The sequence below is a fragment of the Streptomyces sp. NPDC107562 genome, assembly GCF_055657325.1.
The window spans coordinates 46,974-59,941 of the sequence record NZ_JBVKBE010000012.1 but is presented as its reverse complement, the minus strand read 5'-3'; the positions used below and the strand labels follow the sequence as shown (position 1 = coordinate 59,941).

General features: G+C 71.6%; 11 protein-coding genes. All 11 read right to left on the bottom strand.

Features of this window, described 5'->3' with window-relative positions:
• Positions 1-67: 67 nt before the first annotated feature.
• Positions 68-253 (bottom strand): hypothetical protein, encoded by a 186-nt coding sequence (locus ACZ7LV_RS28250; protein ID WP_471943305.1) that lies wholly within the window; start codon positions 251-253, stop codon positions 68-70.
• A 194-nt stretch (positions 254-447) separates the two neighbouring features.
• Complete coding sequence (locus ACZ7LV_RS28245; RefSeq protein WP_471943303.1) at positions 448-1,026, bottom strand: hypothetical protein; 579 nt, start codon at positions 1,024-1,026, stop codon at positions 448-450.
• Positions 1,027-1,061: 35 nt separating this feature from the next.
• Entirely contained in the window at positions 1,062-1,637 is a 576-nt protein-coding gene (locus ACZ7LV_RS28240; RefSeq protein WP_471943301.1) for a GNAT family N-acetyltransferase, read from the bottom strand.
• Positions 1,615-3,873 (bottom strand): MMPL family transporter, encoded by a 2,259-nt coding sequence (locus ACZ7LV_RS28235; RefSeq protein WP_471943299.1) that lies wholly within the window; start codon positions 3,871-3,873, stop codon positions 1,615-1,617. The genes ACZ7LV_RS28240 and ACZ7LV_RS28235 overlap by 23 nt, the downstream gene beginning before the upstream one ends.
• Positions 3,874-4,066: 193 nt before the next feature.
• Positions 4,067-4,492 carry a hypothetical protein gene (locus ACZ7LV_RS28230; protein ID WP_471943298.1) on the bottom strand — a complete coding sequence of 142 codons (426 nt, stop codon included), beginning with the start codon at positions 4,490-4,492 and terminating at the stop codon, positions 4,067-4,069.
• A gap of 84 nt (positions 4,493-4,576) precedes the next feature.
• Positions 4,577-6,091 carry an Asp-tRNA(Asn)/Glu-tRNA(Gln) amidotransferase subunit GatB gene (gene gatB / locus ACZ7LV_RS28225; RefSeq protein ID WP_471943296.1) on the bottom strand — a complete coding sequence of 505 codons (1,515 nt, stop codon included), beginning with the start codon at positions 6,089-6,091 and terminating at the stop codon, positions 4,577-4,579.
• A gap of 16 nt (positions 6,092-6,107) precedes the next feature.
• Entirely contained in the window at positions 6,108-6,347 is a 240-nt protein-coding gene (locus ACZ7LV_RS28220; RefSeq protein ID WP_365452781.1) for a hypothetical protein, read from the bottom strand.
• Entirely contained in the window at positions 6,344-7,837 is a 1,494-nt protein-coding gene (gatA, locus tag ACZ7LV_RS28215) for an Asp-tRNA(Asn)/Glu-tRNA(Gln) amidotransferase subunit GatA (protein WP_471943294.1), read from the bottom strand. The genes ACZ7LV_RS28220 and gatA overlap by 4 nt, the downstream gene beginning before the upstream one ends.
• 5 nt (positions 7,838-7,842) lie before the next feature.
• The gene (gene gatC, locus ACZ7LV_RS28210) at positions 7,843-8,139 is read right to left on the bottom strand and encodes an Asp-tRNA(Asn)/Glu-tRNA(Gln) amidotransferase subunit GatC (RefSeq protein ID WP_004925108.1); all 297 of its coding nucleotides are present in this window, start codon (positions 8,137-8,139) and stop codon (positions 7,843-7,845) included.
• 117 nt (positions 8,140-8,256) lie between these two features.
• Positions 8,257-10,500, bottom strand: coding sequence for a putative bifunctional diguanylate cyclase/phosphodiesterase (locus tag ACZ7LV_RS28205; protein WP_471943292.1), 2,244 nt, complete (start codon positions 10,498-10,500; stop codon positions 8,257-8,259).
• Positions 10,501-10,759: 259 nt separating this feature from the next.
• A complete protein-coding gene (gene ligA, locus ACZ7LV_RS28200) occupies positions 10,760-12,955 on the bottom strand; it encodes an NAD-dependent DNA ligase LigA (RefSeq protein WP_471943290.1) in 2,196 nt (731 codons plus the stop codon).
• Positions 12,956-12,968 lie beyond the last annotated feature (13 nt).

The following is a 12,968-nucleotide window of genomic DNA, read 5'->3' as shown; positions in this document are numbered from 1 at the left end:
CTCCGTCGCCCCGAGCGCAGGCGCTCCCCTGTTCCCGGCCGCGGCCACAAAAGCCCCGCCCCCGTGCTCAGGCGGCCCGTGGCGACCGGTGCCGTCGCGTGCCGCCGGTATGCGACTCGCCGCGCCCGGTGCGGGGCGCGCTTTCGTGGCGGGCGGCGCGGGCGAGGCGTACGGCCTCGCGGGCCATACGCTCCTGCTCCGCCCGGCGGAGCAGGTCGGCGGAGCGCGCCTGGGACAGCTCGTACTCGAACATCTCGTCTCCCCCTGGGAATCGGTGGTGGTCATCGCCTGACGCGATGCCTCCACCTTGGTCTCCCAGGGGGGTCCGCCACATCGGGAGAGTTCCGCATCCTTCGGCGCGGGCGGGGCCTTAGACGCGGGTGAGGGGTCTCAGGGCGCGCGTAAGTGCCTCACGCACGCCCTAAGACCCCTCAGAACTGCGGGGATTCAGCTCGCGGCGGGCAGCCCGAGCAGGACGCCGGTGTACTTCAGGACGGCCAGGAGCAGACCGATCAGGCCGAGGGAGACGCCTCCCCAGGCGACCGACTTGATCCACGGCGCCTGCGGCGTGCCGGGGGCACCGAACGCGGGGCGGGCGAGGACCACGACACCGGCGATCAGCGCGGCCAGCGCGAACACACCGGCCCACAGGGCGTTGGCGGCCCAGGCGTCGCCGTAGCCCTCCTTGACCATCGTCGCCACGCTGGCGGACTGCGAGGTCTGCATCTGGCCGATCAGCGACTCGCGCGCGGAGGCCACGGTGCCGACCCAGCTGCCGGTGAGGGAGACGAGGCCGAGCGCGGCGGAGACGACGGCACCGGCACCCTGGCCGACGCCCGTGGGGCCGCTCGGTCCGGCGGTCACCGCTTCGGACCGCTCGTCACCGTCCTCGGCGGGGGTGCTGTCGTCCTGCGTGGTGGTGGCGTCCGCCGTCTCGACCCGCTCCTCGTCGGTCTTCGCCCCGGTCTCGGCAGCGCTCTCGGCGGGGGTCTCGGCGGGGGTCTCGTCCACAGTCTTGGTAGCCATGCCCCGCACCGTACGGACGCTGTCTGAGAGGTTCCTTAATGATCGCTGTGCGCGTCCCGCGCGCGTGCCGCGGGCCATTCCGGCGCCAGCACCGCCCAGATCTCGTAGTCCTGCCGCACGCCCCGCCACGGAAAGGTCTCGCGCAGCACGCCCTCGCGGGTCATGCCCAGTCGTCGCGCCACGTTGATGCTGGCGGTGTTGCCGGAGGCGGCGTGCCATTCCACGCGGTGCATGCCGCGCTCGTCGAACGCCCAGTCGATCAGGATTCGGGAGGCGCGCGTGACCAGGCCCCGTCCGGTGGCCGCCGGCTCCAGCCAGCAGCCGATCTCGCAGACCCCGGTGGCGGCGTCGAAGACGCGGAAGAGGACGCCGCCGACGAGCTTGCCGTCCAGCCACAGGCCGTGCAGGGAGCCGCTGTCGGCGGCGCGCTTGTCGGCGTACGACTGGAGGAGCCCGCGGGCCGAGTCGTGGTCGGTGACCTTGGAGCCGAACGGGATGTGCTCGGTGATGAAGTCCCGTCCACGGTCCAGGTGGGCGAGGAACTCCTCGGCGTGCCAGGGCTCCAAGGGGCGCAGCGCGGCTCCGTCGTCACCCAGGGGTATCGCGTACATCCGAACGCCGCTCCTTCTCCAGTACCTCCACGACGTCCGTGAGCCTCTCACGTTCGCCGTCGACGTCCGGGAGATTTTCCTGCGCGGCCCGGCACTCGGGCGGCTCGATGCTTATCCGGGGCAGGTACTTGTCGAGCCGGCGGGGCAGCCACCAGTTGGCGCCGCCGAGCAGGTGCATGATCGCGGGCACCAGCAGGGTGCGGAGCACGAAGGCGTCCAGGGCGACGGCCGCGGCGAGCGCGATGCCGAACATGGCGATCACGCGGTCGCCGCTGAGCACGAAGGCGAGGAAGACCGAGATCATGATGACCGCGGCGGAGTTGATCACCCGGCCGGTCTCGGCGAGGCCGATCCGCACCGCCCGCCGGTTGTCGCCGGTCTCCAGCCATTCCTCGTACATCCGGCTCACCAGGAACACCTGGTAGTCCATGGAGAGCCCGAAGAGCACCGACACCATGATCACGGGGAGGAAGGGTTCGATCGGACCCGCCCGGCCGAGGCCGAGCAGATCGCTGCCCCAGCCCCACTGGAAGATCGCGACGACCACCCCGAACGAGGCGGCCACGGCGGCGACGTTCATCGCGGCGGCCTTCAGCGGTATGCCGACGGACCGGAAGGCGAGCAGCAGCAGCACACAGCCGAGGCCGATGACGACACCGACGAACAGCGGCAGCTTGTCGACGATGACCTCGGCGAAGTCGTCGTAGCCGGCGGTGACGCCTCCGACGTGCACGTCGAGCGAGGTACCGGCCTCGGCGCGTGGCAGCACCTCGGTGCGCAGCCGGTCGACCAGCTCGCTGGTGCTCTCGGACTGCGGGGACGACTCGGGTACGACGGTGAGGTACGCCGTCCGGCCGCCGGAGTCGAACATCACCGGGGTCACGGCGGCGACGCCCTCGGTGCCGCGCAGGGCGCTGCCGAGTCCGTCGGCGGCAAGCCGGTCCTCGGCGCCGGAGATCTTGGTGACGAGGGTGAGGGGGCCGTTGACGCCGGGTCCGAAGCCTTCGGCGAGAAGGTCGTAGGCCTGCCTGGTCGTCGACGACTCGGGATTGTTGCCCTGGTCGGAGGTGCCGAGGCGGAGCGAGAGGGTGGGCAGGGCGAGCAGGGTGACGAGCGTGAGCGCGACGGCGCCGAGCTTCTTGGGGTGCCGTTCGACGATGGCGGACCAGCGGGCGGCGAATCCGGTGGGCAGCTCGGGTTCGGGGCCGTGCTCCTCCAGGCGGCGGCGTTCACGGCGGCTGAGCGCGCGGATCCCGACGAAGGACAGCAGTGCGGGCAGCAGCGTCACGGAGGCCGCGACGGTGAGCATCACCGTCAGCGAGGCGGCCACGGCGACGCCGTTGAGGAAGCCGAGCCGGAGGATCAGCATCCCAAGGAGCGCGATGCAAACGGTCGCGCCCGCGAACACCACGGCCCGTCCCGTGGTGGTGACGGCCGCGGTCGCCGCCTCGGCGACGCCCAGGCCGCGCTTCAGTCCGCGCCGGTGCCGGGTGACGATGAAGAGCGCGTAGTCGATGCCCACGCCGAGCCCGATCAGCACGCCCAGCACGGGCGCGAAGTCGGCCACGGTCATGGCGTGCCCGAGCAGGCCGATCCCCGCGTACGCGGTGCCGACGCCGATCAGCGCGGTGGCGATCGGCAACAGGGAGGCGACCAGCGAGCCGAAGGCGACGAACAGCACGACCGCGGCGACGGCGACGCCGACGATCTCGGCGAGATGGCCGCCGGAGGAGTCGGTGAGCCCGAGGGCACTGCCCCCCAGCTCCACCTGGAGCCCCTCGGCCTCGGCGTCCTCGGCGATGGCCACGACGGCCGCGGCCTCGGACTCGTCGATGTTCTCCGGCTGGTCCTCGAAGGCGACGGCCGCGTACGCCGTACGCCCGTCCTCGCTGATCTGGCCCGCGCCCTGACCGTCGTAGGGGCTCACCACGGTGGCCACGCCGGGCAGTTGGGCCATGGACTGGAGCGCGCGGGTCATCGTCTGCTCGACGTCGGCGGCGCGTACCGTGCCGGACGGGGTGTGCCAGACGACCGTGCCGGCGGCGCCGCCCAGGTCGGGGAAGCCCTCCTCCAGCAGCTGCCCCGCCCTGTCCGACTCGGTGCCGGGGACCTGGTAGTCGTTCGAGTACGCCGTCCCGGCCACGGCGGCGGCCGCGGTCACCCCGCCGAAGGCGAGGAGCCACAGGAGAACCGTGGCCAAACGGTTCCGAACACACCACCGGGCTAGGGCTGCCACGAACGTGCTCCCAAGATATGACTTGTAGATCTTTGACCGGGAACAGTCGTCCATGTGCTGAACGGCCCGCAAAGAACGCATGAGCAATGCAAAGCCACTGTTACAGGGCGACGTGATCGTTGGGTGGTTTCGTGCGTTTATTCACAGGAATGGGAGACAGCTCACAGGACAATCGGTTGCACTCTGTCAGCCGTCAGTCGAACTGGTCCCCGAGCGCCATCACCGTCACTCCGCCCACCAGCAGCCACAGCGCACGGCGGGTGCGCCCGCGCGACCCGAGCACGGCGGCACCCGCGCAGACGGCCGCTCCGAGGGCGTAGGCGGCCGGTACGAGCGCCGGGGCGGTGCCCGCCGCCCGCAGCACGGACGCGGCGGTCCCGACGGCGGCCAGCAGCCCGCCCGTTCCGGCGGCGGTCCAGCGGGCCCGCCGCGCCTCCTCCAGCGGATCGCTCTCGTCCTCGGCGTCGTCCTCGGCGTCGTCCTCGGCGTCGTCCGTGCTGCCGTCGTCCTCGGCGCCTTCGGGGTCCTGGGCGTCCTCGGGGTCCTCGGCGTCCTGTACGGGCTCGACAGGGGCCTGTGCCGCCTCGGGGGGCGTCTCGGAATCAGCACGTCCACTCATGGCGGGCGAGCGTAGCGGTCGCGCACCCGCACACATGAGCGGGGGGCGCGGCAAGATCGCCACGCCCCCCGCTCACACGCTGTCTCAGCCTTCGGCGACGCCCAGCTTCTGAAGGATCAGCTCCTTGACGCGGGCCGCGTCGGCCTGCCCCCGGGTGGCCTTCATGACCGCGCCGACCAGGGCACCGGCCGCGGCCACCTTGCCGCCGCGGATCTTGTCCGCGACGCCCGGGTTCGCGGCGATGGCCTCGTCGACGGCCGTACCGAGCGCGCCTTCGTCGGAGACGACCTTCAGGCCGCGCTTGTCGACGACCTCGTCGGGGGTGCCCTCGCCCGCGAGGACGCCCTCGATGACCTGGCGGGCCAGCTTGTCGTTCAGGTCGCCGGTGGTCACCAGCTCGGTGACCCGGGCGACCTGCGCGGGCGTGATCGCCAGCTCGTCGAGCGCCTTGCCCGACTCGTTGGCGCTGCGGGCCAGTTCACCCATCCACCACTTACGGGCGGACGCGGCGTCGGCACCGGCCTCGATCGTGGCGACGATCGGCTCCAGCGCGCCGGCGTTGAGGATCGCCTGCATCTCGGTGGCGGAGACGTCCCAGTCGTCGCGGAGCCGGTTACGGCGCACCAACGGCAGCTCGGGGAGACCGGCGCGCAGCTCCTCGACCCACTCGCGGGAGGGGGCGACCGGGACGAGGTCGGGCTCCGGGAAGTACCGGTAGTCCTCGGCCTCCTCCTTCACCCGGCCGGACGTGGTGGACCCGGTGTCCTCGTGGAAGTGGCGGGTCTCCTGCACGATCGTGCCGCCGGAGGACAGCACGGCCGCGTGCCGCTGGACCTCGAAACGGGCCGCGCGCTCCACGGACCGCAGCGAGTTGACGTTCTTCGTCTCGCTGCGGGTGCCGAACTTGTCGGCGCCCTTGGGCATCAGCGACAGGTTGACGTCGCAGCGCATCTGGCCCATCTCCATGCGGGCCTCGGACACGCCGAGCGCACGGATCAGTTCGCGCAGCTCACGCACGTACGCCCGGGCGACCTCGGGAGCGCGCTCGCCCGCACCGACGATCGGCTTGGTGACGATCTCGATCAGCGGGATGCCGGCGCGGTTGTAGTCGAGCAGGGAGTGGGACGCGCCGTGGATACGGCCGGTGGCGCCGCCGACGTGCGTCGACTTGCCGGTGTCCTCCTCCATGTGCGCGCGCTCGATCTCCACGCGGAAGGTCTCGCCGTCCTCCAGCTGCACGTCGAGGTAGCCGTTGAAGGCGATCGGCTCGTCGTACTGGGAGGTCTGGAAGTTCTTCGGCATGTCCGGATAGAAGTAGTTCTTCCGGGCGAAGCGGCACCACTCGGCGATCTCGCAGTGCAGCGCGAGGCCGATCTTGATGGCGGACTCGACGCCGGTCGCGTTGACGACCGGGAGCGCGCCGGGCATGCCGAGGCAGACGGGGCAGGTCTGGGTGTTCGGGTCGGCGCCGAGCGCGGTCGAACAGCCGCAGAACATCTTGGTCCTGGTGCCGAGTTCGACATGGACCTCAAGGCCCATGACGGGGTCGTACGACGCCAGCGCGTCCTCGTACGACACCAGGTCGGTCGTGGTGGTCACGGTGAAAACTTCCCTCTCAGCCCAGCAGGACGTCGTCGTCGCCCAGCCGCTTCAGCTCGCGGTAGAGCATGGCGAGGCCGGTCACGACACCTGCGGCGGTCACGACGGCGTCGACGAGCCGCAGCGTGTCGCTCTCGGCGCGGGCCTTCTTGATCTGCTTGGCCACGCCGATCGCGCCGAACGCGGTGGCGGCCATGGACAGGTACGTACCGGACTTGGACTTCTTGAAGCCCTTGGCCTTGGTCAGTGCACTCACAGCGACGGAGCCTCCTCGAGGAGCGGGTGCCCCCACTTTTCCACGAAGGCGGCCTCGACGGCGGCGCCCACCTTGTACAGGCGGTCGTCCTGCATCGCGGGAGCGATGATCTGCAGGCCGACCGGGAGGTTGTCCTCCGGGGCGAGACCGCAGGGCAGCGACATGGCCGCGTTGCCCGCCAGGTTGGTCGGGATGGTGCACAGGTCGGCGAGGTACATCGCCATCGGGTCGTCGGCGCGCTCGCCGATCGCGAAGGCGGTGGTCGGCGTCGTCGGGGAGACGATCACGTCGACCTGCTCGAAGGCCTTCTCGAAGTCCCGCGTGATGAGGGTGCGGACCTTCTGCGCCGAGCCGTAGTACGCGTCGTAGTAGCCGCTCGACAGGGCGTAGGTGCCGAGCATGATGCGCCGCTTGACCTCGGGACCGAAGCCGGCCTCGCGGGTGAGCGAGGTGACCTCCTCGGCGGAGTGGCTGCCGTCGTCGCCGGTCCGCAGCCCGTAGCGCAGGCCGTCGAAGCGGGCGAGGTTGGAGGAGCACTCGGACGGGGCGATCAGGTAGTACGCCGACAGCGCCAGGTCGAACGACGGGCAGTCCAGCTCGACGATCTCGGCACCCAGCTCCCTGAGCAGCTCGACCGACTCGTCGAAGCGCTGGATGACGCCGGCCTGGTAGCCCTCGCCGCGGAACTGCTTGACGACACCGACGCGCATCCCGGCGACGGAGCCGTTGCGGGCGGCCTCGACGACCGGCGGGACCGGGGCGTCGATGGAGGTGGAGTCCATCGGGTCGTGCCCGGCGATCACCTCGTGCAGCAGCGCCGCGTCCAGGACCGTACGGGCGCAGGGGCCGCCCTGGTCGAGGGAGGACGAGAACGCCACCATGCCGTAGCGCGAGACGGCGCCGTAGGTGGGCTTGACGCCGACCGTGCCGGTGACGGCGGCCGGCTGGCGGATGGAGCCGCCGGTGTCGGTGCCGATGGCGAGCGGGGCCTGGTAGGAGGCGAGCGCCGCCGAGGAGCCACCGCCGGAACCGCCCGGGATGCGGGTCAGGTCCCAGGGGTTGCCGGTGGGGCCGTACGCGCTGTTCTCGGTCGAGGACCCCATGGCGAACTCGTCCATGTTGGTCTTGCCGAGGATGACGACGTCGGCGGCCTTCAGCCGCTTGGTGAGCGTCGCGTCGTACGGCGGGATCCAGCCCTCGAGGATCTTGGAGCCGACCGTGGTGGGCACGCCCTCGGTGGTGAAGATGTCCTTCAGCGCGAGCGGCACGCCCGCCAGTGGGCCGAGCTGCTCGCCGCGCTCACGCTTGGCGTCCACGGCACGCGCCTGGGCCAGGGCGCCCTCGCGGTCGACGTGCAGGAAGGCGTGGACCTTCTCGTCGACGGCCTCGATCCGCGCCAGGTGCGCCTCGGTGACCTCGACGGCGGTCAGCTCGCCGGAGGCGATCTTCGCGGCGGTCTCGGCCGCGGTCAGCTTGATGATGTCCGTCATGCGGGTTACTCCTCCCCCAGGATCTGCGGCACCTTGAAACGCTGCTGCTCCTGGGCCGGGGCGCCGGACAGCGCCTGCTCGGGGGTGAGCGAGGGGCGGACCTCGTCCGGGCGCATGACGTTCGTCAGCGGCAGCGGGTGCGAGGTCGGCGGTACGTCTTGGTCGGCGACCTCGCTGACGCGGGCGACCGCGCCGATGATGTCGTCCAGCTGGCCGGCGAAGTGGTCGAGCTCTTCGGGCTTCAGCTCCAGACGCGCCAGCCGGGCGAGGTGGGCGACCTCCTCGCGCGTGATGCCAGGCATGCAGCGATCCTCTGGGGTGAGTGTGAGTGGTGTGCGCCCAATCCTATGGGGCGGCGGCGCGTACCTGTTAAACGGTTTCCCGTGGGCACGGGCGGCCGGCCGCCGCACCGGGCGCGGCTACTCGTCCGAAGCCGCCGCCGGCAGGGCCGCCGCCGGGCGCTGCCACCCGCGTGAGCCCCGCGCCCGCAGCCACGCCGTGGTCTCCTCCGGCGGCATCGCGGCCGCGACCAGCCACCCCTGTACGGCGTCACAGCCCAGGTCGCGCAGGCGTTCCCAGGTCTCGTCGTCCTCGACGCCCTCGGCGACGACGAGCAGCCCGAGCGAGTGCGCGAGATCGACCGTGCAGCGGACGATCTCCGCGTCCTCCGTGTCGATCGCCAGCCGGGCCACGAAGGACCGGTCGATCTTCAGTTCGCTCACCGGCAGCCGGCGCAGGTGCACCAGCGAGGAGTAGCCGGTGCCGAAGTCGTCCAGCGACATCTTCACGCCGTGCCCGGTCAGCCCCGCGAGGGTGTCGGCGGCCCGCTGGGGATCCTCCAGGAGCACATGCTCGGTGATCTCCAGTTGGAGCGCTCCCGCGGGGACTCCGTGCCGGGCGAGGCGGGCGGCGACCGACCCCGCGAAGCCGGGGGTGTGCACGTCGCGAGGCGACACGTTCACCGCGACCGGTACGAACAGACCCTGCGACCGCCACCGGGCCACCTGCGCGAGCGCCGTCTCCAGCACGTACTCCGTCAGATGCGGCATCAGCCCGGACGACTCGGCGATCGCGATGAACTCGTCCGGCGGCACCTTCCCGCGCTCCGGGTGCACCCAGCGCACCAGCGCCTCCAGGCCGGCCACCTGCCCGTCGAAGCGCACCTTGGGCTGGTAGTGCAGTTCGACCTCGTGGGCGTCGAGCGCCCGGCGCAGGTCGGCGAGGAGGCCGAGGCGGTCGGGGGTGTTCGAGTCCCGCTTGGACTCGTACACCTCCACTCCGGTGCGGTCCCGCTTCGCCTGGTACATCGCCACGTCCGCGCGACGCAGCAGGCCCTCGGCGTCCAGGGCGTGGTCGGGGAAGACGGCGACGCCCGCGCTGGCCTCCAGCACGAGGGTGAGACCGTCGAGGTCGAGGGGGGAGCTGAGCTCCGCGACCAGGCCGCGGGCGATCCGGGTCGCGGACGTCGTGGAGTCGGCGACCGGCAGCAGGACGGCGAACTCGTCTCCGCCGAGCCGGGCGGCCTCCGCGCCGCGCGGCAGCGCCAGGCGCAGCCGGTCGGCGGTCTGCAGCAGCAACCGGTCACCGGCGAGATGACCGAGGGTGTCGTTGACCGACCGGAACCGGTCGAGGTCTATCAGCATCAGGGCGGCGCGGGCGTCGATGCGCTCGGCGTCGTCGAGCGCGGTCCAGATGCGCTCCAGCAGCCACTGACGGTTGGGCAGCCCGGTGAGCGGATCGCGCAGTTGCTCCTCCGCGCGGGCCCGGGCTATCCACAGGGTGGAGTCCAGGGCGATGAGGGGGATGGCGAACAGCGGCAGCAGGATCGGCTTGGCCACGGCGACCACGCAGATCAGGGGCGCGATGCCGAGCAGCGCCACGGCGACCAGGCCGTGCCGGACCAGCGCGGTGCGGGCGATGGTGGGCAGTCCGCCGACGCGGGGCGCGTGCAGGTACCACAGCAGGGTGCGGGAGACCGCGAGGTAGGCGGTGGCGACCAGGACCACCTCGGTGGCGGTGTAGAGGGTCCAGGTGGCCGGGTGCCAGGGGTTCTCGACGGACGGTACGCGGCCGAAGGCGGCCAGCAGGAGGGCCCCGGCCCCGATGCCGAGGATGTCCACGGCGCCGTGCAGCGCGCCCTGCCGCCAGCGGTGGCGCCGCGCGATGCCGACGAGCACCACGACGGTGAGGCTCACCATCCCGGCGGGCACCCACCCGTACAGCAGCAGGACGGCGAGGGTGAGGGCGGCGCCGGAGCCGGTGCCGCCCCACCAGCGGGCGCGGCCGAGCGCGACCAGGTGGCCGACGATGACGCCGGTCAGCACGGCCAGCGCCCAGCCGGCCGTGCCGGAGGGGAACAGCGCGTGGTTGCCGGTGAACGCCCGCAGGAACCCGGCGCCGAGGGCGAACCCGGCCGCCGCGACGACCGCCGCGGGCAGCGCGGGCCAGGACAGGTGCCGTTCGGTGTCGGCCCCCGGGAGTCCGGTGGCGTGCCCGACGGAGAGGGCGGCGGCGCCGTGCCCGACCGGCACGATCCGCTGTCCGGCGCCCCGGTCCCGCGTCGCCGCGGCACTCGTACGCCAGGCCGGACGGAGTCCCCCTCGCCAGGCGCCGGCCATCCGGCGCAGCCGTGAGTACGGGGCGGCGCTCTCGGTCGGTTCCATTCCCGTCCCTCTCACAGCCGGCGGTGCCCACGCCACGCGGCCCGCTGCCCGACAGCCCTCAACGGCACCGCGTTGGAAGACCCTTCCCCGTACTCACCGAGAGCAAGGGAATGCCCCAACCGCAGCTGGGCACGGCAGGTGCACACCTCAACAGTAGGCCGCAGAAGGCTTCCACGGGCAGCGGTCGTCGACGGTTGCCCGAATGCGCCCCGGCCGCCCGTATGCATCTGGTATGCGTCGATCGGGTGTTCCTCAACCGCTACTCGCCGGTCGGAAGTGCCGCCTCCGACGCCGCCTCAGGCCCCTGCTCCAGCAGGACGTTGAAGCCGTCCTCGTCCAGCACGGGCACCTTGAGCTGCATCGCCTTGTCGTATTTCGATCCGGGGCTGTCACCCACCACGACGAACGACGTCTTCTTCGAGACCGAACCCGTCACCTTGGCGCCCCGGCTCTGGAGCGCCTCCTTCGCGCCGTCCCGTGTGAAGTGTTCGAGCGTTCCGGTGACGACGACCGTGAGGCCTTCGAGGGGGCGCGGACCCTCGTCCTCCCCGGTGCTCTCCTCCTCCAGCCGGACCCCGGCGGCCTTCCACTTCCGGATGATCTCGCGGTGCCAGTCCTCGGCGAACCACTCCTTGAGCGAGGCGGCGATGATCGGGCCGACCCCGTCGGTGGTGGCCAGCTCCTCCTGGGTGGCCTGCTCGATGCGCTCGACGGAGCGGAACTCGCGGGCCAGCGCCTCGGCCGCGACCGGGCCGACATGACGGATCGACAGTCCGGTCAGCACGCGCGCGAGCGGGCGCTCCTTGGCGGCCGCGATGTTCTCCAGCATCGCGAGCGCGTTCTTCTTCGGCTCGCCCTGCTGGTTGGCGAAGACCGTGGCGATCTTCTCCTCGCCGGTCCTGGGGTCCCGCTTGGGCAGACCGCTGTCCTGGTCGAGGACGTACGCCTTGATGGGCAGCAACTGCTCGAACGTGAGGTCGAACAGGTCGCCTTCGTCCTGGAGCGGCGGCTCGGCGGGCTCCAGCGGCCTGGTGAGGGCCGCCGCGGCGACGTAGCCGAAGTGCTCGATGTCCAGCGCCTTGCGGCCCGCCAGGTAGAAGATCCGTTCGCGCAACTGCGCGGGGCAGGCACGGGAGTTCGGGCAGCGCAGGTCGATGTCGCCCTCCTTCATCGGCCGGAGCGCCGTACCGCACTCGGGGCACTCGGAGGGCATCACGAACTCGCGCTCGGTGCCGTCGCGCAGGTCGACGACGGGGCCGAGGATCTCCGGGATGACGTCACCGGCCTTGCGCAGCACGACCGTGTCGCCGATGAGGACGCCCTTGGCCTTGACGACGTCCTGGTTGTGCAGGGTGGCGAACTCGACCTCCGAGCCGGCCACCGTCACCGGCTCGACCTGCGCGTACGGCGTGACGCGACCGGTGCGGCCGACACCGACGCGGATGTTGACGAGCTTGGTGTTGACCTCTTCCGGTGCGTACTTGTACGCGATCGCCCAGCGGGGGGCGCGGGCCGTCGAGCCGAGGCGGCCCTGGAGGCGGATCTCGTCGAGCTTGACGACCACGCCGTCGATCTCGTGCTCCACCGAGTGGCGGTTCTCGCCGTAGTACGCGATGAACTCCCGTACGCCCGCGAGGTCGTCGACCACCCTGTTGTGCCGCGAGGTGGGCAGTCCCCACTGCCCCAGCAGGTCGTAGGCCTGGGAGAGGCGGGTGAGGCCCTCGAAGCCCTCCAGGGCGCCGATGCCGTGCACCACCATGTGCAGCGGGCGGGTGGCCGTGACGCGGGGGTCTTTCTGGCGCAGCGAACCGGCCGCCGCGTTGCGCGGGTTGGCGAAGGGCTTGTCGCCGGCCTCGACCAGCCGGCGGTTCAGCTCCTCGAACTTCTCCATCGGGAAGTAGACCTCGCCGCGGATCTCCACCAGGTCCGGTACGCGGTCGCCGTTCAAGCGGTCCGGGATCTCGGCGATGGTCCGGACGTTGGGCGTGATGTCCTCACCGGTGCGGCCGTCGCCGCGGGTGGCCGCGCGCGTGAGGCGGCCGTGCTCGTAGGTGAGGTTCACGGCGAGGCCGTCGACCTTGAGCTCGCACAGGAAGTGGTACTCCTGCTCGCCCAGTTCACGGGCGACGCGGTCGGCCCAGGCCGCCAGTTCCTCGTCGTTGAAGGTGTTGTCGAGGGAGAGCATGCGCTCGCGGTGCTCGACGGCCGTGAACTCCGTCGCGTAGGACCCGGCGACCTTCTGGGTCGGCGAGTCCGGGGTGCGCAGTTCCGCGTACTGCTCCTCCAGCTCCTCCAGGGTGCGCAGGAGTTGGTCGAACTCCGCGTCGCTGACGACGGGAGCGTCCTTCACGTAGTACCGGAAGCGGTGCTCCTCGACCTGCTCGGCGAGCCGCGCATGCCGCTCCCGTGCCTCGGCGGGTACCGCTGTGGACTCCGCTTGCTTGTCGCCGGCCACCGTGTCGTCCTCC